This window comes from Amycolatopsis sp. NPDC104863 (assembly GCF_055582965.1).
Genome location: NZ_JBVJOW010000006.1, coordinates 1 through 19,959 on the forward strand (window position 1 = coordinate 1; position 19,959 = coordinate 19,959).

Below are 19,959 nucleotides of genomic sequence, written 5' to 3' on the forward strand. Positions count from 1 at the left end.
CCCCCCCCCCCCCCCCCCCCCCCCCCCCCCCCCCCCCCCCCCCCCCCCCCCCCCCCCCCCCCCCCCCCCCCCCCCCCCCCCCCCCCCCCCCCGGCCGTTTTCGAGGAGGAACCATGGCTCCGGTGCTCGTGCGGCTTGCGCTGCGGCGCACGCTGCGGGACGTGAAGTACGTCGAGGCGGTGCGGCCGCGGCACGCGCGGGGCCTCGTCCGGGACGTCTACCGCCAGGTGGAGCGGGACTTCGGGATGCTCGCCCCGCCGATGGCGCTGCATTCTCCGGCGCCGCAGGTGCTCGCCGCGGCCTGGTTGATGCTGCGGGAGTCGCTCGTGGCGGCGGGTTCGGCGAGCCGGGCGGACAAGGAGGTCGTCGCGGCCGCGGTGTCGGCGGCGAACTCGTGCCCGTACTGCGTCGAGGTGCACGGGATGGCCATCGGCTCCCTGGGCGACCCGGCGGCCGCGGCGGCGATCGCTTCCGGCGCGGTCACGGAGATCCCCGACCGCGACACGCGGGCGCTCGCGGCCTGGGCGCGCGGCGCCGGCCCGCTGCCCCCGGACGTCCCGGCCGCCACGGCCGCGGAGTTCGTCGCGGTGGCCGTGGCGTTCCACTACCTCAACCGGGTGGTGAGCGTCTTCCTCGGGCCGTCCCCGCTGCCGGAGGCGGTGCCGCCGGCCGCGCGGGCGAAGGCCAAGGCCGTGCTGGGGTTCCTGCTCAAGCCGGGCACCCCGCCGCCGCCGGGGGACGCCCTCGGACTGCTGCCCGCGGTGGCCGTCAGCGGCCCGGACTGGGCGCCCGCGGGCGGAACCCTCTCGGACGCCTTCGCGCGGGCCGCGGTGGCCATCGAGGCCGCCGGGGAACGCTCGGTGCCGACGCGGGTGCGCGACCTCGTGCGCCGTGAGCTCAAGGCGTGGGACGAGAAACCGCCCGGGCTGAGCCGCGCGTGGACGAAGGAGGTCGTCGCGGAGCTGCCGCCCGAAGAGCGGGGCGCCGGACGCGTCGCGCTCCTCGTGGCCAAGGCGCCGTACCAGGTCGACGCCGCCGACGTGGCCGACTGGGTGCCCGGCGATCGTGGCCTGGTCGAGCTGGTCTCGTGGGCAAGTCTCGCCGCGGCCGTGGAGTTCGGCGACCGCTTTCCGCTGGGCGCGTGAAGAGAAGACCCTGGCCGGCCCGCCGGGTGATGATCGAGGGGTCGGATCCACCGCCGGGGCGCGCAGCACCGGGGCACACCGAAAGCCCCTCCCGGTTCGCGTCGCCGCCCCCGCGCGGCAGCCGATCCGGCGACCGGCGGCCGCTCGCGACGGTGGCTCCCCAGCCACTGCGCGGGCGGCCGCCGGCGCACGAACACCAAGTCGTACGGTGAGAGGAAATCAAGGTGACTGACACCACGGGCGTGATCGCCGACCTGACCGCCGAGGGCGCCGAAGTCGACGCGCTCGTCGCCGGTCTCACCGAACGGGAGTGGGACACCCCCACTCCGGCCCCCGGGTGGGCCGTCCGGCACCAGATCGGGCACCTGGCGTTCATCTTCCGGCTCGCCGGCCTCTCGGCCGCGCAGCCGGAGACGTTCGTCCAGCTGACGAGCTCCCTTTCCGGTGGCCTGGAGGTGGCGGTGAACGCCGCCCTGGAGGAGTACATCCACGACCCCGCCGAGGTGCTGCTGACGCGCTGGCGGGCCGAGCGGGACGCCGGCATCAAGGCCCTCGCGGCCGTGCCCGGCGACCAGCTGGTGCCGTGGCTGGTGAACCCGCTGCCGCCGTACGTGCTGGCGTGCGCCGGGATGATGGAGCTGTTCGGCCACGGCCAGGACGTCGCCGACGCGCTCGGCGTGCGCCGCGAGCGCACCGACCGCATCAAGCACCTGGTCGGGTTCGCCGTGCGGGTCCGGGACTTCGGGTACGAGGCGCGCAACCTGACGCCGCCGGCCGAGGAGTTCCGGTTCGAGCTGACCGCGCCCTCGGGCGCGCTCTGGACGTTCGGGCCGGAGGACGCGACGCAGCGCATCACCGGCAGCGCGGCGGACTTCTGCCTGCTGGTGACCCGGCGGCGGCACCGCTACGACCTCGACGTGCGGGCCAAGGGCACCTTGGCCGACCAGTGGCTGGACATCGCCCAGGCGTACCGGGGCCCGGCCGGCGACGGCCGCCGGCCGGGGCAGTTCCGCGACTAGAAGATCCATTGTGGACGGTTAGACGTCCTTGTCCGAGCGTGCTGAGGTGCAGGCCACGGGCAGGAAGAAAGAAGACGGTCCGCGCCGTCCGGGAGATGCTGGACCCCGGCCGGACGGGCGGGCCGGGACGGACGGGCAGGCCGGAAACGGGACGCGGTCCCGGGTACGGACGACAGCGGGACCTGACGGACCCGGTGAGACTGGGCTCGAGAGCCAGTGGGAGTGCGGTGGCATGAGCGTTGAGCGGATTTCGATCGTCGGTATCGGCCTCCGATACCCCGACGCGAGTTCTCCGGAGGAGCTCTGGGAAAACGTGCTGGCCGGTCGCCGGGCGTTCCGCAGGCTCCCCGACGAGCGGATGAACCGGGCGGACTACTATTCGCCCGATCCCAAGGCACCAGACCGTTTTTACGCACAGAAGGCGGCGGTGCTGCGGGACTACGAGTTCGACCGCGTTTCGCACAAGGTGGCCGGCAGCACGTTCCGGGCCACCGACACCACGCACTGGCTGGCGCTGGACGTGGCCGAGCAGGCGCTGGCGGACGCCGGGTTCGCCGAAGGTGAAGGCGCGCCGAAGACGAGCACCGGCGTGGTCATCGGCAACAGCCTGACCGGTGAGTTCTCGCGGGCCAACATCATGCGGCTGCGCTGGCCGTACGTGCGCCGCACGGTCGCCGCCGCGCTGAGCTCACGCGGCTGGGACGACGAGGAGACCGCGACCTTCCTGCGGGACCTCGAGGTCCAGTACAAGGAGCCGTTCCCGGAGATCAACGAGGACAGCCTCGCCGGTGGCCTGGCGAACACGATCGCCGGCCGCGTCTGCAACCACTTCGACTTCGCCGGCGGCGGGTTCACCGTCGACGGCGCCTGCTCCTCGTCGCTGCTGTCGGTCGTGACCGCGGCGAACGCGCTGGTGCAGGGCGACCTCGACCTCGCCATCGCCGGCGGTGTCGACCTCTCCATCGACCCGTTCGAGGTCATCGGCTTCGCCAAGACCGGCGCGCTGGCCAAGCGCGAGATGAAGGTCTACGACGCCGACTCCAACGGCTTCTGGCCCGGTGAGGGCTCGGGCATGCTCGTCCTGATGCGCGAGAGCGACGCGCTGGAGCAGGGCAAGCGCATCTACGCGTCGATCGGCGGCTGGGGCGTTTCCTCCGACGGCAAGGGCGGCATCACGCGGCCCGAGGCCGCCGGGCACCGGCTCGCCCTCCAGCGCGCCTACGCCCGCGCCGGCTACGGCGTCGAGACCGTGTCCTACTTCGAGGGCCACGGCACCGGCACCGCGCTGGGCGACGCCACCGAGATCGAGGCGCTGTCCACCGCCCGCCGGGACGCCGACCCGCTGGCCAAGCAGGCCGCGCTGTCGACGATCAAGGGCAACATCGGCCACACGAAGGCCGCGGCGGGGGTCGCCGGCCTGATCAAGGCGACGCTGGCGGTGTACCACCAGGTCATCCCGCCGGCCACCGGGCACTACGAGCCGCACGAGTCGCTGACCGGCTCCTCGGCGCGGATGTACGTGCCGAGCGAGGCGGCGCTGTGGCCGGCCGACCAGCCGGTGCGCGCCGGTGTCTCGGCGATGGGCTTCGGCGGCATCAACTCGCACGTCACGGTCACCGAGGCGCCGACCGCGCCGCGGCGGCGCGAGGTCGACGAGCGGGCCCGCGCGCTGGTCGCCGGACGCCAGGACGCCGAGCTGCTGCTGTTCGACGCCGACGACGTCGCCACGCTGCGCGGGAACATCGCCGCGGCGCTGGAGGTCGTGCCGAAGCTGTCCTTCGCCGAGCTGACCGACCTCGCGGGCTCGCTCGCCGGGGAACTGGCCGGCCGTGCGGTGCGCGCGGCGGTCGTCGCGGGCAACCCGGAGCAGGCCGAGCGGAAGCTGACCAAGCTGCTCGAGAAGCTCGAAGAAACCAGCTCCGTGTTCGACGCCGCCGACGGCGTCTTCGCGAGCAACCGCACCACCGAGCCGAAGATCGGCTACCTGTTCCCCGGCCAGGGTTCCGGCCGTGGCGGGGACAGCGCGCTGCGCCGCCGGTTCAGCGCGGCCGAGGAGATTCACCGCGCCGCCGGCCTGCCGGTGACCGGTGACCAGGTCGCCACCGAGGTGGCCCAGCCGCGGATCGTCACCGGCTCGCTCGCCGCGCTGCGCGTCCTGCGCTCGTTCGGCGTCGAGGCGGTCACGGCCACCGGCCACAGCCTCGGCGAGCTGACCGCCCTGCACTGGGGCGGCGCGCTCGACGAGCGGGCGCTGCTGGACCTGGCCAAGGTCCGCGGCAAGGTGATGGCCACGACCAGTGGTGACGGCACCGGCGCGATGGCCGGCATCGCCGCCTCACCGAGCCGAGTGGAAGAGCTCGGCCTCGGGTCCGACGTCGTCATCGCCGGCTACAACGCCCCCGAGCAGACCGTGCTCTCCGGGCCGGCCGAGTCGATCGACCGGATCGTGGCCCGGGCCAAGGCCCAGGGCGTCAGCGCGACCCGGATCAAGGTCTCGCACGCCTTCCACTCGCCGCTGGTCGAGCCGGCCGCGGTCGAGATGACCGGCCGGTTGGGCGAGTTCAGCTTCTCGCGGCTCGAGCGGCCGGTGGTTTCGACCGTCAGCGGCGACGTGCTGCACGCGGCGGAGAACCTGCCGGAGCTGCTGCGCGAGCAGATCGTGCTGCCGGTCCGCTTCCGCGAGGCCGCCACCAAGGTGGCCGAGCGCAGCGACCTGGTGGTCGAGGTCGGCCCCGGCCGGGTGCTGACCGGGCTGTTCGAGGAGATCGCGCCGGACACCCCGGTGCTGGCGGTCGACTCGGACAACGCGTCGCTCGCGGGTCTGCTGCGGGTCGTCGGCGCGGCCTTCGCGCTCGGTGCGAACCTCACGCTGGACACGCTGTTCGAGGGCCGGGTCGTCCGGCCGCTGCCGATCGACGGCCAGTTCTCCTTCCTCGCCAGCCCGTGCGAGGCCGCGCCCGCCATCGACGGCGAGCTGGCCGCCGAGCTGGCCGCGGAGAAGGCGCAGGCCGCCGAGGCCGACGCCACGGCCGACAACTCCGGCAGCTCCACCCTCGACCTGCTGCGCAAGCTCGCCGCCGACCGCGTCGAGCTGCCGCTGGAGACCGTCACGGCCGACACCCACCCGCTCGACGACCTGCACCTGTCGTCGATCACGGTCGGGCAGCTGGTCAACGACGTCACCCGGGCGCTGGGCCGGCCCGCCCTGGAGGGCATGCCGAACTTCGCGACCGTGTGCCTCGGTGAGCTCGCCGAGATGATCGACGAGCTGGCCCAGACGGCGAAGCCCGCCGACGCGGGCCAGGCCGAGGCCACCGGTGTCGGTCCGTGGGTCCGGCCGTTCGCGGTCGAGTACGTGCCTGCGCCGCGCCCGGTCGCCGACCTCACCCCGGGGATCGGCAACGCCCAGTGGCAGGTCTTCGCGACCCCGCGGCACCCGCTGGCCGAGCCGTTGAAGGCCGCGCTCGCCGCGGCCGGCGCCGGCGACGGTGTTGTGCTCTGCCTGCCGGCGGACTGCGACTCCAGCCACGTCGGGCTGTTCCTCGACGCCGGCCGCGCGGTCATGGCCGCCCCCACCGGCACGCGTTTCGTGGTCGTGCACCACGGCTACGGCGCGGCCGGCCTGGCCCGGACCCTGCGGCTCGAGGACCCCTCGGCCAAGACGACCATCATCGACCTCGCCGACCCGACCCCGTCGGGCGCGGACGAGATCACCGCGGCCGTCCAGTCCGTGGTGGCCGAGGTCGCCGGGACGACGGACTTCACCGAGGTCCGCTACGGCGCCGACGGTGGGCGCACGGTGCCGCGGCTGTCCGCGCTGCCGGCCGCCCCGACCGGCCCGATCCGCGAGTCGCTGGACCAGACCGACGTTCTGCTCGTCACCGGTGGTGGCAAGGGCATCACGGCGGAAAGCGCGCTGGCGCTGGCCAAGGACTCCGGGGCCAAGCTCGCCCTGCTCGGGCGCAGTGACCCGGAGACCGACACCGAGCTGGCCGAGAACCTCGACCGGCTGGAGGCCGCGGGCATCCGCTACCGGTACGAGCGCGCCGACGTCACCAACGCGACCCAGGTCGCCGAGGCGGTCGGCCGGATCCAGGCCGAGCTCGGCACGGTCACCGCGGTGCTGCACGGCGCCGGCCGCAACGAGCCGGCCGCCCTGTTCAGCCTCACCGAGGACAGCTTCCGCAAGACCCTCGCCCCGAAGATCGGCGGGCTCAACGCGGTGCTCTCGGCGGTCGACCAGGACCGGATCAAGCTGCTGGTCACCTTCGGCAGCATCATCGGCCGGGCGGGCCTGCGCGGGGAAGCGCACTACGCCACGGCGAACGACTGGATGACCGAGCTGACCCTGCGCTTCGGCCAGGAACACCCGCAGGCGCGAGCGATCGCGCTGGAGTGGTCGGTCTGGTCGGGCGCCGGCATGGGCGAGAAGCTCGGTGTGGTCAGCGCGCTGATGCGCGACGGCATCACGCCGATCCCGCTGGAGGAGGGCATCACCATCCTCCGCCAGGTGCTGGCCGATCCGGCCGCGCCGCCGGTGCTGGTGGTGTGCGGCCGCACGTCGGGCCTGGCCACGCTGCCGATCCAGAAGCGCGAGCTGCCGCTGACCCGGTTCGTCGACCGCGCGGTCGTGCACTACCCGGGTGTCGAGCTCATCACCGAGGCCGACCTGTCCGACGGCAGCGACCCGTACCTGACCGACCACCTGCTCGACGGGCAGCTGCTGTTCCCGGCGGTGCTCGGCATGGAGGCGATGACGCAGGCCGCGTCGGCGACGCTGGACCGCGTCGGCGCGCCGGTGCTCTCCGACGTCGAGTTCCTCCGGCCGATCATCGTCGCGCCGGGCGGGTCGACCACGATCCGGCTGGCCACGCTGGCCCGCGACGCCGACACCGTCGACGTCGTGATCCGCAGTGACGAGACCGGCTTCAGCGCCGACCACTTCCGGGCGCGGCTGAGCTTCGCCCGGCCGGCGGAGCTCGGCGAGCGGGCTCCTCGCGAAGTCGCGCTGCCGCCGGTCCCGGTGGAGCCGATCAGCGAGCTGTACGGCTCGGTCCTGTTCCAGGGCAAGCGGTTCCAGCGGGTCCTCGGCTACCGGCGGGCGAGCGCCCGGCACGCGGTCGCCGAGATCGCGACCACCGCGGACTTCTCCTGGTTCGCGCCCTTCCTGCCGCAGGACCGGCTCCTGGCCGACCCGGGCACGCGGGACGCGATGATGCACGCGATCCAGTGCTGCGTCCCGGACGCGACGCTGCTGCCGCAGAGCATCGAGAAGCTCTACCTGGCCGAGCCCGGTGTCCAGCACGAGGAGTACGTCCTGCTGGACGCGAAGGAACGCTTCCAGGACGGCGACAGCTACGTCTACGACCTCGACGTGCGCAACCCGGACGGGACGCTGGTCGAGCGCTGGGAAGGGCTGAAGCTGCGGGCGGTCCGCAAGCGCGACGGCGCGGGCCCCTGGGTCCCGTCGATGCTCGGGTCCTATGTGGAGCGTGCGTGCGAGCGCCTGCTCGGCGGGACGCGGTCGGTCGTGCTCGAGCCCGACCCCGCCGGTCAGCCGGCGGAGGCCACCGCCGAGCGGCGGGCGCAGACCGCGCTCGCGGCGGGCCGGGCCGTCGACCGCCAGGTCGAGATCCGGTACCGCCCGGACGGCAAGCCGGAGTTCGACGACGGCAACGTCACGGCTTCGCACACGTCACAGCTCACGCTGGTGGCGGCCGGCCCGGCGCAGCTGGCGGTCGACATCGAGACCGCGATCGAGCGCACCGACGAGGACTGGGCCGGGCTGCTCGGCGAAGAGCTCCTCGCCCTGGGCCGGCTGCTCGCGGCCGACACCGGGGAACCGATCAGCGTGGCCAACACGCGGGTCTGGAGCGCGATCGAGTGCGTCCGCAAGAGCGGCGCGATGACCCAGGCCCTGACCGTGCGCCAGGTCGACCCGGACGGGTGGGCCCTGCTCGCCAACGGCGAGGCGCGCATCGCGACCTGGTCGACCACCGTCAACGACCGGACCGACCCGATCGTGTTCGCGGTGCTCCACGCAGAGGGGAACTGAGATGACCGACTACTACGAGATCCGCCACACGGTCGGCTTCGAAGAGACCAACCTGGTGGGCAACGTCTACTACGTGAACTACGTGCGCTGGCAGGGCCGGTGCCGCGAGATGTTCCTGAAGGAGAAGGCCCCGGCCGTGCTCGAGGAGGTCCGCCACGACCTCAAGCTGTTCACCCTCAAGGTGGACTGCGAGTTCTTCGCCGAGATCACCGCCTTCGACGAGCTGTCCATCCGGCTGCGCCTGGAAGAGCTGACGCAGACCCAGATCCAGTTCACCTTCGACTACGTCCACCTGCACCCGGACGGCGAGCGGCTCGTCGCCCGCGGCCGCCAGCGCATCGCCTGCATGCGCGGCCCCAACACGGCGACCGTGCCGTCGCGGGTGCCGGAACAGCTGCGCGAGGCGCTGGCGCCGTACCACGCGGCGGGTTCGGTCAACGGCAAGGGAGTCTGATCGTGTCGACCGAGGCAGATCGGCCGCCGGAGCGGGGTGTGCTCAAGCGGCTGCCGACATCAGCGGCGCGGCGCGGGCTCTCGGCCCAGCCCGGCCTGCGCCAGGTGATGTCCCAGTTCGCGACCGGGGTCACGGTGCTGACGGCGGGCGGTGAGGACGCGCACGGCATGACCGCCAACGCGTTCTCGTCGGTCTCGCTGGAGCCGCCCTTGGTGCTGTGTTGTGTGTCGAAGGCGGCGCGGATGCACACGTCGATCGTGGCCGCGGACTCGTTCGCGGTGAACATCCTCGCCGCCGAGCAGCAGGAGCTGTCGAAGTACTTCGCCGACTGGCGCCGTCCCGACGGGATGGCCCAGTTCGACGCGGTGGGCTGGACGGCAGGCGCCAAGACCGGGGCGCCGCTGCTCGACGGAACGCTGGCCTGGCTGGAATGCGAGCTGGCCCAGGTGCTCGACGGGGGTGACCACTCGATCTTCCTGGGCCGGGTGGTCGCCACCAGCCGGGGCACCGGCGAGGACGCGCTGGTCTTCTACGGCGGCCAGTACCACGAAGTCGACGGGCGCGCCCGCGCGGCTTGAGAAGGGACGAGGTCATGCTGATCGCGGTCACGGGCGGCACCGGGTTCCTCGGTGCGCACACCGTCGCGGCGCTGCTGCGGCGGGGCCACCGGGTGCGCCTGCTCGCCCGTGACCCGGCCCGCGTGGCCGGCGCGCTCGGGCCGCTCGGCATCGATCCGTCCACTGTGGACGTCGTCGCCGGCGACGTCACGGCGCCCGAAGCCGTGGGCCGGCTGGTCGCCGGGGCGGACGCGCTGCTGCACGCGGCGGGCGTCTACACCTTCGACAGCCGGCGTCGCGCCGAGCTGGACCGGGTGAACGTGCACGGCACCGAGGTCGTGCTCGACGCCGCGCGCCGGGCGGGCACCGGGCGGATCGTGCACGTCTCCACCGTCGGGGCCCTCTACCCGACGCGGGAGCCGTCGATCGGCCCGGCCAGCCCGGTCGGCGAGCCGCGGGAGGCCTACCTCGCGTCCAAGGCCGCGGCCGAGCGGATCGCCCGCGGGCACCGCGAGGCCGGCGCGCCGGTGGTCGTCACCTACCCGCCGGCGCTGCTCGGCCCGCACGACCCGCACCTGGGCGACCAGAACGCGCGGCTGCGGGACCTGCTGCGCGGGCTGATGCCGATCTGGCCCTCGCGCGGGCTGCCGATCGGCGACGTCCGCGACTCGGCGGAGCTGCACGCGCGGCTGCTCGACGGGACGTCGCCGGCCGGCGACGCGTTCTTCGGGCCGGGGCACTTCCTGGCCACCCGCGAGTACCTCGCGACGGTCCGCGCCGCGACCGGGCGCCGGCTGCCCGCGGTGTTCCTGCCGCCGCGCTCGATGTACCCGGTCGGCCGCGCCGCCGACCTGCTGCAGCACGTCTGGCCGTGGCACATCCCGGCCGAGTACGGCGCGATCTACGTCTGCGCCACCGCCGTGCCCGTCGACGCGGCCGCGCCGCGCGCGGACGTCCCGGCGCGGCCGGCGCTCGAAACGGTGCACGACACGGTGGCCTGGTTGCACACGACCGGGCGGCTGACCGACCGGCAGGCCGGCATCGCGGCCGGGCCGGGCCCAGCGTCCACATCGGACGACGGCTCCGGCGCGCCCGGAGCCGCAGAGATCGAGGAGGCACTGTCATGACCGCCAGCGACGCCACCGAGCCCATCCGCATCGCCCCCGCGCCCGCACCGGCCGTCGCGGCGGCGGACGTGCCCGCCGAGTGGCCGGTCCGGCCGATGCCCCGGCTGGGCCGCGGCATCGTGTGGTCCGACATCGTCGCGGAGATCGCGCGTGACAACGCCGCCCGTGACACCGGGATGCGGGACGCCGCGTGAGCGGTCGGCACGAGTCCGGGGCGCAACGCGCCGACGACACCGAGGTGGTGCCGGTTCCGGAAGCGCTGCAGCAGGGCCGTCGCCGGCTGAGCCGGGTCGACGACGGCGAGGCCCAGGTGATCGCCTTGGCCAGAACGGCCGAGCCGGTCCCGCCGGAGCCGGCGGAGATGCCCCTGCTGCGGCAGCAGCGGGAGGAGCTGCGCGCCCACATCGTCGAGGGCAAGCTCGAGGCGGTCCGGCGCCAGCACTCGCTGGGCAAGCTCACCGCCCGCGAGCGGCTCGACCTGCTGCTGGACGAGGACTCGTTCGTCGAGGTCGAGCCGTACCGGCGGCACCGCGCGAGCGGGCCCGGGCTCACCGGGAACCGGCCGTACACCGACGGTGTCGTCGCGGGCTCGGGCACGATCGACGGCCGTCGGGTGTTCGTCTACGCCCAGGACTTCACCGTTTTCGGCGGCTCGCTGGGGGAAGCGCACGCGAAGAAGATCCACAAGGTCCTCGACCTCGCGATCGCGAACGGCGCCCCGGTGATCGGGCTCAACGACAGCGGCGGCGCCCGCATCCAGGAGGGTGTGCTCGCCCTCGACGGGTACGGCGGCATCTTCCGCCGCCAGGTCGAGGCGTCCGGCGTGATCCCGCAGATCAGCGTGATCCTCGGGCCGTGCGCCGGCGGCGCCGCGTACTCCCCGGCGCTGGCGGACTTCACGTTCATGGTGCGGGACACCGCGCGGATGTACCTCACCGGCCCGGACGTCGTTGAGGCGGTGACCGGCCGCCGCGTGACCCACGACGAGCTCGGCGGCGCGGACGTGCACGGCTCGATGTCCGGCGTGGCGACGGTGGTGCACGACGACGAGGAGAGCTGCCTGGCCGACGTCCGGTACCTCGTCTCACTGCTGCCGTCGAACTACCTCGACGCCCCGCCGGTCGTCGCGGAAACCGGCGCCAAGGACGACTACCGGCCGCGGCTGGCCGAGCTCGTCCCGGTGCAGCACAACCAGCCCTACGACATGCGGGAGCTGTTCGCCGAGGTCGCCGACGACGGCGAGTTCTTCGAGCTGCACGAAGGCTGGGCCCGCAACGTGCTGTGCGCGCTGGCCCGCGTCGACGGGCGCGTGGTGGGCTTCGTCGGCAACCAGCCGGCGGTGTTCGCCGGGGTCCTCGACGGCCCGGCGTCGCAGAAGGCGGCGCGGTTCGTGCGGTTCTGCGACGCGTTCAGCATCCCGCTGGTCAGCTTCGTCGACGTGCCCGGCTTCCTGCCCGGCGTCGAACAGGAGCGCGGCGGGATCATCCGGCAGGGCGCGCAGCTGCTGCACGCCTACTGCGAAGCGACCGTGCCGCGGATCCAGGTGATCGTGCGCAAGGCCTACGGCGGCGCGTACATCGTGATGGACTCGCGGTCGATCGGCTGCGACCTGTCATTGGCCTGGCCGACGAACCAGATCGCGGTGCTGGGCGCGGAAGGCGCGGTGAACATCCTGCACCGGCGCGAGCTGGCGGCGTCGGACCACCCCGAGGCGTTGCGCGCGAAGCTCGTCGACGAGTACACCCGCGAATACCTCAACCCGAGCTACGCCGCGGAACGCGGGCTGGTCGACGACATCATCGACCCGGCCGAGACGCGCGCGGCGCTCGCGCGGGGCCTGGCCATGCTGGCGGACAAGCGGAAGCCGGGCCCGGCCAGGAAACACGGCAACCAGCCCATCTGAGGGGTTTACCACGATGGACGAGCTGAAGGTGGTGCGCGGCAACCCGGACGACTACGAGCTGGCCGCCCTGGTGGCGGTGCACGCGGCCCTGCGCGCCCGCCGGCGGGCGCCGGAGCCCCGGCGGTCGTCGTGGGGCCGCCGGGCCGGCTGGGCGACGTCACCAGCGGCGTGGCGTCGCTCCGGCCTGCCCGGCTGAGCCTTTCCGGTCACGGGTTTCCGGTCACTCGTCGAGGAACCGCGCCAGACCGGCGTACCCGACCTCGGCGAGCCGCTCGCCGGATTCGGTGGCGTAGGCCGGGTCCGCCTTGATGCCGATGCCTTCGACCATCCGGTTCATGAAGTTGAAGAGCGCGCAGACGAGCACGGCGTCGTGCAGCGCGTCCTCGTCCCACCCGGCGGCGAAGACGGCCTCGGCGTCGGCCTCGGTCATCCGCGCCGGCGTCCGGGTCAGCTTCCCGACGTAGGCCAGCACGGGCTTGAGCTTCTCGGAAACGGGCGCACTGTCGAGATCGGCGACCGCGGCGGTGAGCACACCCGCGGGGACCCCGAAGGCTTCCGCGGTCACGGTGTGGATCCCGTGGCAGTAGTCGCAGCTGTTCAGCCCCGAAACGTAGGCGGCGATCATTTCGCGTTCCCCGGTGGTGAACGGCGAATCCCCGCGCAACAGCGTTTCGTGGAAGGCGAGCAGGTGTTTCGCCGGTTCGGGGTGGGCCCGGAAGACCTGCAGCAGGGTCGTTTCAGCCGGCAGGGACTTCAGGTAGGACATCGTGGAGTTCCTCTCGGTCGCAGAGCCGCTCGATTTCGTCGCGGCGGATCCAGCAGGCGGTCAGATAGCTCCGCGACGCCGTCCCGGCACCGGGAACGGCCCGCTCGACCCGCCTGGCGGTGTCCCGCCATTCCCGCCGCATGCCCCCGGAAGGCGTTTTCCCGGGCACGGCTTCGACGGCGGGCCGCAGCCGCCGCCATTGCCGCACCCCGCTGGTGACCAGTTCGGCGTGCCCGGCGCTGAAAACCCCGTGCCTCGCCCGGTCGACCACCTGCGTGACAAGCCCGGGATCATCGGCCAACCCGGCAAACCCGAGCCCGGCGAGCAGCCGGTCGGGATCGAGGCCGAGCAGGATCACCCCGGCTTCCTCGTCCGGTGAGGCGTCGAGGTCGGGGAGGTCGAAGCGGGAGTCAGGCACTGAGGGTCACCTCCGCGGGGGAGTCGGGAGTGGGGGTTTGGGGAGCCGGGCCCTTTCGGCCGGTGCGCCCCGACGTGGCGTTCGGTGCGTTGGGCGCAACCAAGGCCACATCGGAGCGCGCGGAGGCCGGGTGAAGCTGCGCCGCCGCCCGCCGCCCGAGGGCGAGCCCGGGCAGGCCGCTGTGCGAGGCGGCGGCCACCGGCGCCGATCTCGCGGGGGGCGAGGCCGGGTAGGCCGCTGTGCGAGGCGGCCGCCGGCGCCGGGTGTCCGGTGGGATCGTGCCTGTGCGGGCGGGCCGCCGGTGCCGGTGGTCTCGCGGCGGCGCGCCCGGGCAGGCCGCTGTGCGAGCCAGCAGCCACCGGCGCCGGTCCCGCGGGGGCGAGCCCCGGTCGGCCGCTGTGCGAGGCGGCCGCCGGTGTGCGGTGGGGGCGTCAGACACCGGCCCCCACCCTGTTGCGGCGGGGGAGGGCCGCCGTTGCGTCGTCGTGGCGGAGGCTCTGGGCCACCGCGTCCGCCACCCGGGCCGTTGCCACCCGGTGGCCGTCGATGTTGCGGGCCGCCGGGCCCAGGACCATTCCCGCCGCCGCGCCGACCACCGACACCCGCGGTGCGTGGGTGTAGGCCAGGGTGCGTTCGTCCAGGTCAGGCCAGCCGTCGCGCTCGCCGACGGCGAACGCCGGCAGCAACCCGCGGCCGGTCTCCGGTGTGGTGCCCAGCGCGAGCACGGCGTGGTCGCCGCTCACCCGGCGGCCGCCCGCGAGGCGCAGGACCGCCGTCCCGCCCATCCCGGCCGAGAGCCCGGTGATCTCCTCGCCGCGGTGCACGACCAGCCGGCCTTCGGCTTCGGCCCGCTCCAGCGCCGGCCGGAACTCGAACATCACCGACGCGCGCCGGTACTGCGCGAACAGCCCGAGCCGGTCCTTCCACTGGACCCCGCCGATGCGGGCGCGGCCCTCCGGCCGGAAGAACTTCGAGTTCACGTCGGCGCACTGGTAGTGCTCCCCGGTCGCGCGGACCACCCAGTGCACCTCGCGCCCGGCCTCGAGCGCCGCGGTGATCAGGTGGGCCGAGCTCAGCCCGGCGCCGACCACCACCTGGCGGCCCGTGATGCCCGACGGCAGCCGCTCGTCCCAGTACGTCACCCCGGGTGGCGCGGCCCCGCCGCCCCACCAGCTGTCCGGCGCCTCGCGGCGTTCCTCGCCGGGGCACAGCACGACGTGGCGCGCGGTCACGGTGCCCCGGTCGGTGCGCACGACGACCTCGTCCGCCTCCGGGCTCACCTGCTGGACACTGGCCCGCCAGGTCTTCTCCGCGACTTCGTGGGTGGCGACGAGGTGTTCGCAATACGCCTCGAAGACGTCCACCGGCACCACCGAGCGGTGCCCGGCCTGCGACATCCGCACCTCGCGCCGTTCGGTCGGCGTCAGCCGCCCCCAGTGCAGCCGCGCGAAGTCCAGCAGCTCGCAGTCGCGGTACCCCTCGACCCCGGGGTGGTGTTCGTACGGCGACCGCAGCACCCGCTGGCCGAGCAGGTCGATCCGGCCGAAGAACCGGCCGCAGGCCCGTCCGCCCCGGTCCAGGACGACCACGTCGCGCACCCCGTGGTGCCACAGCGCCGAAGTCACCGCGAGCCCGGCCGGACCGGCCCCCACGACGACGACGTCGGCGCGGGCCGGCAGCTCGTCGCGCGGTGGGACGGGCGGGAACGGCAGCCGCGGCCACGCCCGGCCCCGCGGCGAACCGAGCAGGTGCGGCTCCGGGATGAACGAGCTCGTCACGGGCCCGGGCGGGGGAGTCATCCGATCACGGTGACGGGGACGACGATCTCCACCATCGGCCGCCGCGGCATGCCGTTCGTGACCATCTCTTCGAGCGTCTGCTCGGACTGCTCGAGGCTGTCGGTGGCGATGGGGCTGTAGCGCGAGTACGAGTAGGCGGGTTTCCGGGCGCTGGTCTCCATTTCGTACACCTTGATGACCGCTTCGCCGGGCCGCACCTCGCCACCGTAGAAGGTCAGGCGGCGCTGGTCCGGGGTCATGAACGACTTGGAGAACTGCCGCGACATCACCAGGGTCTCGGGGTCGTTCACGAAGGTCGACTCGTCGTCCATCACGACCTGCATCGCGACCCAGGTCTGGTCGGTCAGGTTCGTCTCGGACTTGATGATCTGCCAGCGGCCCGGCTCCGGGAGGTTCACCGTCACCGAGACGTCGTGGTCGGTCGTGTCGATGGCGCCCGAAATCATCATGACCCGGCGGCGGACGTCGGCGACACCCGCCATTTGGATGTCCCGCGCGCGCACCCGGCCGGAAACGTCCAGTCCGGCGAATTCAGGTGAAGACATTTGCGTGGCCTCCTAGTTATTTCCCCCGAGAACCCCCGATGAGCCAACAAGGCCGAGGATTCCAGAGCGACGGAAGCATCGCAAGATGACGGATACACGATCACCGCGGGTGATCCGCGCGAGCGGCGGCGCGGATCACCTGACGACTACGGCATTCGGAGTAGTGCCCGTTCGCGAACGGGTCAAGGCTCGTCGATGTCCACATCCGCCTCGACCTCGGCGACGAGGGCCGCACCGGCCGCGGCCGCGGCGTCGTCGTCGAGCGTGCCGACGTACCGGATTTCGAACGAGGACTCATTCCGGTTGATGGCGACCTTGAGAGTCAGGTCGGCTTTCACCAGAATGACGAAATTGTAAATGTGCTCGGGGTCACCGAAGACGTCGTAGATGAGAAAAACCGAGCCGTCCCCGATCGCGAACAATGCCTCGTAGACGATGTTTCGCTCGGCCTGCGTCGCCTTGGCCGACCATTCCTCGAGCACCTCGAAACCCGCGATGAGCTGGAGGCGCATAGCCATCCCGCTGGCCTCCCAACGAGCGCACGCCGAGGGGCGGGAAGAGCGGGCTCGGACGTGCGCGAGACGGCCCGCCGAAGGTCCGGCCTCAGGCCGGGTTCCTCCCCCGTGGTGATATCCACTCAAGTCTGTCGGTGGGGGAAACGCCCCGGCATCTCCGAGATTGCCCACCGTGGCCGGGATGACTACCGCCGGTACCGCCACCTTGCGGGAAACCGGCGCGCCGGACCGGTGCGCAACGGACGAGAAGCCCCGCGGCCGTGAAGTGCGGTGAGCTGGATGGGTGTGAAATATCCACTGCGCAACCCCTTCGAGGTGCATGATGACCGAAAGCGTTGAACCCCAGCGGATCCCCGGGCTTTCTGCATACTCCCCGTGTGAGGAAGCCCGATGAGCGCGGCCGAACGCCAGCAGACGTGCGCCGTCTGCGGCGGAGCGTTCGTTCCGGGCGAACGCACGGACGTCGAAGTCCTGCTGGACGGCGAAGTGCGGTACGTGGCCGTGCATCCGGGACACAGCACGTTCCCGGCGACCGCAGCCGGGGAAGAAAGCGCCCCGGGATCGGGCCGCCAGGCGGCTTGACCGTCACGGGACGGCTTTTGGGAGCACAGCGGGAGATTCCCCGCCGGTGCTCGCCTGAAGATGAGACGTCGTCGCGAATTCCCGGCTCCGGCGCGAAGAGTACGACGGTGGTCAGGTCCGGTCTTCCAGCCGTGCGGCGATGTCGGCCGGGCTCGGCTGGGTGGCGATCTCCGCCGCCACCTGCTCCGCCGCCGTCCGGTGGTCGGGCGACTCGAGGAGCTCGCGGCAAGCGCGGTGCACGGCCTCGATCGTCGCCTCCGCCGGGAGCAGCATGATTCCCGTGCCGGCCTTGACCACGGCCTCCGCGTTGTCGAAGGCGTCGTCGAACTGCGGGATCACCACCTGCGGGCAGGCGGCGGCGAAGGCGGTCAGCGTGGTGCCCTGCCCGCCGTGGTGGATCACCGCCGAGCAGGTGGGCAGCACCTCGGCGAGTGGCAGCCGGCCGGCGTGGCGCACCTGCTCGGGCAAGGCCGGCCACGACGCGGCGACCTGGTCGTCGATCGCGACCACCAGCTCGACGTCCAGCGAGCTCAGCCGCCGCAGCAGCGGCACCATGAACCCGCCGACGTCCCGCGAGCCGAGGTGCGGCAGCAGGGTGCCGAACGTCAGGCAGACGCGTGGTGAACGCCGGGCGCCGATCAGCCAGCGGGGCAGCGACGCGTCCCCGCTGTGGGCGACGTGCCGGATGCTCTGGTGAGCCTCGGCGTAGGCGGCCCGCAGGCTCGGCGGCCATGGGTTCAGCAGGACGTCGGCCTCGGGCGCGGGGCTGCCCGACTCGGCTTCCCACGCGGCCCGGTATTCCGCCAGGTGCGCGGCGCCCCAGTGCAGTTCGACGCGCGGCAGCCCGCGCCCGGCCGCGACGACCGGCCCGGCCAGCTCGGCCTTTTCGCTCACGACCAGATCGGGCCGCCAGTCCCGGATGACCTCGTCCGCGCCGGAAAGGCTGCGCCGCGCGATTTTCGCGAACGCGAGGCCGTGGGCGAACCGCTCGTCTTCGGTGGCCTGATCCGTCGCGGCGACGTCGGCGACACCGCCGGAACTGCTCCACGCCACGACCGGCAGGCCCGTGCGGACGGCGGTCGGCCGGAAATCTTCCGTGGTGGCAACCAAAACCTCGTGCCCGCGCGCGCGGCAGGCCCAGGCGAGCGGAACCAGCGGAAAGAGGTGGCCCGGGAGACCGACGGTGGTGAACAAGATGCGCACGGCCACTCCTGGCTCGCCGATTCGGTTGGGTTCAAACTAGCGTCGATCCGGCGGGCGCCTTCTTCTCGATTGGCTCAGGCGGCATCCGCTGTGGAGGGTGGGGCGCCGGGGCCGGACAGCGGCGTTTCCGTGGGGGAGCCGGGTTGTGCGTTCGACCTGCGGTGGAGTCGTACGGCGGCTCGGCGGAGGGCGGGATGCCGAGTCCGGGTGTTCGGCCGGGCGCGGGGTGGAGCGACGGCGGCTCGGTGGTGCGGGGCGGGGTGCTGGGGCTGTGCGTCCGGCCGGCGATGGTGCTGCCGATGACGTGCGGCGAGTCGGGGAGCAACGCCGTCTCGGGGGTGCCGCGCTCGCCGAGGTGCCGCAGTTTCCTGAGGTGCCGCTGGACGAGCCCGGCGCGGCGCGCTTCGTCCAGCTGCGCGCGGGCGACCCGGTTGGCCCGGCGGCGCCGGTGCCGGCCGGCGGAGGGGTGGTCGGTCATGTCGGTCCTATCGCTCAATGTGATCGTTCGATTGCGGCGCGCAGGAATGGTGAATTGCCGCCCAGATAACAAGCTTGTCTCGAGTGGAGCTCGGTAGGGAGCGGTTGGGCCACTTGGCCGCTCGCGCGGTGCGACGTCCGGTCGCGGCACCGGGACGCTGACCGTCCACAGTGGGTGCCCGCCGATGTGGGACCGGTCACTGGTCGAAAGGGAAGCCGTGCGCGCCCCGCGCACGGCGTCTTCCCTGGTGGCGCCCCCGGCAGGACTCGAACCTGCGACCTAGAGATTAGAAGGCTCTTGCTCTGTCCAGCTGAGCTACGAGGGCCAGCGCCGACGACCTGTGCCGGTCTCGCCGGTCGCCCGGCATCCGCAGCTTAGTCGTCGCCACTCTCTCGATCGTTCGACACCGGCGAATCGTTTCAGGTCTCGTTCGACGTAATTTCGGGGCGCGGCGGGGGTGATGTCGCGCGGGGGCGAACCACCGGCGGTGGTTGTACGGACCAATGCCACCCGGGCGTGGTGGGCGGGTGACGCCCGGTCGGGTGAAGCCGGTCGGTGAGGGTGATCGGTGGCATGGGCTTTCCCGGGGTGGGTTCGTGGGTGTTCTGGTGGTGTGGGGCGCACTGCGGTGGGCGGGACTTCAGTGGGCTTCGGAGCTTTCCGAGGTGTGGGACGGTCGGTTGGTTCGACATCGGGGCTGGGCGCGGTTGAGGAGCTGTGGCAGTTGGGTTGGCCGACGCCGCTGGTGGAAAACGACACGCCCAGCTGGGGAAGGGCCGCCGCGGTTGCGGTGGTTCGGGGTCGGGGAGCGGGCAGGACGGGGCAAGTGCTGGACACCTGGCTGCAACTGCGGTGGAGAGGACGCTTCGGCGGAGCGGAATCGGTAGTGGGCCAGCTGGGATGTCGGGCTGCAGCTGCGGTGGTGGGGTGCTTGCTGGGTCTCGACCGGTCTTGGGTGCAGGACTGCAGTGCGGTGATGGGGTGTTTGCTGGGCCTGGCTGGTTCTGGGTGCGGGGCTGCAGCTGCAGTGGTGGGGTGCTTGCGTGGGTCTCGACTCGTTCTGGGTGCCGGGTTGCAGCTGGGGTGGTGGGGTGCTTGCTTGGGTCTCGACTCCTTCTGGGGTGCCGGGCTGCAGCTGGGGTGGTGAGTCTGGCCGGTGCTGGACACCAGGCCGCAGATACTGCGGAGAGGTGCCTGCTCAGCCTTGAGCGGTACTGGACGCCAGGTCGCAGCTGCCGGTGGCGCCTGCTCGCCTGCGAATCGGGCCGGGGGCCGTTCGCAGCTGCCGCGGAGAGATACCCGCCGGGCGGGAGCCGGAGGCGGGCCAGCTGGGATGTCGGGCTGCAGGTGCGGTGGTGGGGTGTTTGCTGGGCCTGGCTGGTTCTGGGTGCGG

At 72.9% G+C, this 19,959-nt stretch carries 17 protein-coding genes and 1 tRNA gene; 10 read left to right on the top strand and 8 right to left on the bottom strand.

All coding sequences use genetic code 11. From position 1 onward, the window contains the following. Positions 1-113 precede the first annotated feature (113 nt). From ACZ63J_RS30690 to ACZ63J_RS30730, 9 genes are all read left to right on the top strand, one after another. Positions 114-1,145 carry a carboxymuconolactone decarboxylase family protein gene (locus tag ACZ63J_RS30690; protein WP_465408207.1) on the top strand — a complete coding sequence of 344 codons (1,032 nt, stop codon included), beginning with the start codon at positions 114-116 and terminating at the stop codon, positions 1,143-1,145. A gap of 224 nt (positions 1,146-1,369) precedes the next feature. Continuing rightward, a complete protein-coding gene (locus ACZ63J_RS30695) occupies positions 1,370-2,164 on the top strand; it encodes a TIGR03084 family metal-binding protein (protein ID WP_465342368.1) in 795 nt (264 codons plus the stop codon). Positions 2,165-2,396: 232 nt separating this feature from the next. Continuing rightward, positions 2,397-8,219 carry a type I polyketide synthase gene (locus tag ACZ63J_RS30700; protein ID WP_465408205.1) on the top strand — a complete coding sequence of 1,941 codons (5,823 nt, stop codon included), beginning with the start codon at positions 2,397-2,399 and terminating at the stop codon, positions 8,217-8,219. A 1-nt stretch (position 8,220) separates the two neighbouring features. After that, positions 8,221-8,673, top strand: coding sequence for an acyl-CoA thioesterase (locus ACZ63J_RS30705; protein WP_465313264.1), 453 nt, complete (start codon positions 8,221-8,223; stop codon positions 8,671-8,673). A gap of 38 nt (positions 8,674-8,711) precedes the next feature. Continuing rightward, positions 8,712-9,251: a flavin reductase family protein gene (locus ACZ63J_RS30710; RefSeq protein ID WP_465313305.1), complete on the top strand. Its 540-nt coding sequence runs from the start codon at positions 8,712-8,714 to the stop codon at positions 9,249-9,251. Positions 9,252-9,265: 14 nt separating this feature from the next. Beyond that, on the top strand, positions 9,266-10,357 hold the full coding sequence (locus ACZ63J_RS30715; RefSeq protein ID WP_465408203.1) for an SDR family NAD(P)-dependent oxidoreductase: 1,092 nt from the start codon (positions 9,266-9,268) through the stop codon (positions 10,355-10,357). Further along, on the top strand, positions 10,354-10,551 hold the full coding sequence (locus ACZ63J_RS30720; protein WP_465313262.1) for a DUF6222 family protein: 198 nt from the start codon (positions 10,354-10,356) through the stop codon (positions 10,549-10,551). Before ACZ63J_RS30715 ends, ACZ63J_RS30720 begins: the two co-directional genes overlap by 4 nt. Further along, positions 10,548-12,260, top strand: a complete 1,713-nt coding sequence (locus ACZ63J_RS30725) for an acyl-CoA carboxylase subunit beta (protein WP_465408201.1) — start codon at positions 10,548-10,550, stop codon at positions 12,258-12,260. The genes ACZ63J_RS30720 and ACZ63J_RS30725 overlap by 4 nt, the downstream gene beginning before the upstream one ends. A gap of 13 nt (positions 12,261-12,273) precedes the next feature. Next, positions 12,274-12,456 (top strand): acyl-CoA carboxylase epsilon subunit, encoded by a 183-nt coding sequence (locus tag ACZ63J_RS30730; protein ID WP_465313260.1) that lies wholly within the window; start codon positions 12,274-12,276, stop codon positions 12,454-12,456. A 24-nt stretch (positions 12,457-12,480) separates the two neighbouring features. Here the strand turns inward: ACZ63J_RS30730 and ACZ63J_RS30735 are convergent, their stop codons facing one another. The 5 genes from ACZ63J_RS30735 to ACZ63J_RS30755 all read right to left on the bottom strand — a co-directional run bounded on the left by ACZ63J_RS30735 (position 12,481) and on the right by ACZ63J_RS30755 (position 16,300). Further along, positions 12,481-13,026 carry a carboxymuconolactone decarboxylase family protein gene (locus ACZ63J_RS30735; protein WP_465313259.1) on the bottom strand — a complete coding sequence of 182 codons (546 nt, stop codon included), beginning with the start codon at positions 13,024-13,026 and terminating at the stop codon, positions 12,481-12,483. Then, positions 12,998-13,444, bottom strand: a complete 447-nt coding sequence (locus ACZ63J_RS30740; RefSeq protein WP_465342374.1) for a DUF6187 family protein — start codon at positions 13,442-13,444, stop codon at positions 12,998-13,000. The genes ACZ63J_RS30735 and ACZ63J_RS30740 overlap by 29 nt, the downstream gene beginning before the upstream one ends. Before the next feature lie 431 nt (positions 13,445-13,875). Beyond that, positions 13,876-15,243 carry an FAD-dependent oxidoreductase gene (locus ACZ63J_RS30745; protein WP_465408199.1) on the bottom strand — a complete coding sequence of 456 codons (1,368 nt, stop codon included), beginning with the start codon at positions 15,241-15,243 and terminating at the stop codon, positions 13,876-13,878. Further along, positions 15,240-15,725, bottom strand: coding sequence for a DUF6423 family protein (locus tag ACZ63J_RS30750; RefSeq protein WP_465313304.1), 486 nt, complete (start codon positions 15,723-15,725; stop codon positions 15,240-15,242). Before ACZ63J_RS30750 ends, ACZ63J_RS30745 begins: the two co-directional genes overlap by 4 nt. A gap of 245 nt (positions 15,726-15,970) precedes the next feature. Continuing rightward, positions 15,971-16,300, bottom strand: coding sequence for a DUF6235 family protein (locus ACZ63J_RS30755; protein ID WP_465342376.1), 330 nt, complete (start codon positions 16,298-16,300; stop codon positions 15,971-15,973). Between the two features lie 393 nt (positions 16,301-16,693). Here ACZ63J_RS30755 and ACZ63J_RS30760 point away from each other — a divergent pair, with 393 nt between their 5' ends. Further along, positions 16,694-16,885: a hypothetical protein gene (locus ACZ63J_RS30760; protein WP_465408197.1), complete on the top strand. Its 192-nt coding sequence runs from the start codon at positions 16,694-16,696 to the stop codon at positions 16,883-16,885. Between the two features lie 111 nt (positions 16,886-16,996). On the opposite strand, the gene ACZ63J_RS30765 is transcribed toward ACZ63J_RS30760, so the two are convergent. The 3 genes from ACZ63J_RS30765 to ACZ63J_RS30775 form a co-directional block, all read right to left on the bottom strand. Further along, entirely contained in the window at positions 16,997-18,088 is a 1,092-nt protein-coding gene (locus ACZ63J_RS30765) for a nucleotide disphospho-sugar-binding domain-containing protein (RefSeq protein ID WP_465408195.1), read from the bottom strand. Between the two features lie 31 nt (positions 18,089-18,119). Next, on the bottom strand, positions 18,120-18,566 hold the full coding sequence (locus ACZ63J_RS30770) for a hypothetical protein (RefSeq protein ID WP_465408193.1): 447 nt from the start codon (positions 18,564-18,566) through the stop codon (positions 18,120-18,122). A gap of 248 nt (positions 18,567-18,814) precedes the next feature. Next, positions 18,815-18,891: transfer RNA gene (locus ACZ63J_RS30775), tRNA-Arg, on the bottom strand. Between the last annotated feature and the right edge of the window lie 1,068 nt (positions 18,892-19,959).

What these genes read in the sequence shown, in the direction of transcription:
- ACZ63J_RS30700 (WP_465408205.1), top strand. Translation starts at nt 2,397, where the DNA reads ATGAGCGTTGAGCGGATTTCGATCGTCGGTATCGGCCTCCGATACCCC.
- ACZ63J_RS30760 (WP_465408197.1), top strand. Translation starts at nt 16,694, where the DNA reads ATGAGCGCGGCCGAACGCCAGCAGACGTGCGCCGTCTGCGGCGGAGCG.
- ACZ63J_RS30705 (WP_465313264.1), top strand. Translation starts at nt 8,221, where the DNA reads ATGACCGACTACTACGAGATCCGCCACACGGTCGGCTTCGAAGAGACC.
- ACZ63J_RS30745 (WP_465408199.1), bottom strand. Translation starts at nt 15,243, where the DNA reads ATGACTCCCCCGCCCGGGCCCGTGACGAGCTCGTTCATCCCGGAGCCG.
- ACZ63J_RS30755 (WP_465342376.1), bottom strand. Translation starts at nt 16,300, where the DNA reads ATGCGCCTCCAGCTCATCGCGGGTTTCGAGGTGCTCGAGGAATGGTCG.
- ACZ63J_RS30720 (WP_465313262.1), top strand. Translation starts at nt 10,354, where the DNA reads ATGACCGCCAGCGACGCCACCGAGCCCATCCGCATCGCCCCCGCGCCC.
- ACZ63J_RS30735 (WP_465313259.1), bottom strand. Translation starts at nt 13,026, where the DNA reads ATGTCCTACCTGAAGTCCCTGCCGGCTGAAACGACCCTGCTGCAGGTC.
- ACZ63J_RS30690 (WP_465408207.1), top strand. Translation starts at nt 114, where the DNA reads ATGGCTCCGGTGCTCGTGCGGCTTGCGCTGCGGCGCACGCTGCGGGAC.
- ACZ63J_RS30715 (WP_465408203.1), top strand. Translation starts at nt 9,266, where the DNA reads ATGCTGATCGCGGTCACGGGCGGCACCGGGTTCCTCGGTGCGCACACC.
- ACZ63J_RS30730 (WP_465313260.1), top strand. Translation starts at nt 12,274, where the DNA reads ATGGACGAGCTGAAGGTGGTGCGCGGCAACCCGGACGACTACGAGCTG.
- ACZ63J_RS30770 (WP_465408193.1), bottom strand. Translation starts at nt 18,566, where the DNA reads ATGACCGACCACCCCTCCGCCGGCCGGCACCGGCGCCGCCGGGCCAAC.
- ACZ63J_RS30750 (WP_465313304.1), bottom strand. Translation starts at nt 15,725, where the DNA reads ATGGCGGGTGTCGCCGACGTCCGCCGCCGGGTCATGATGATTTCGGGC.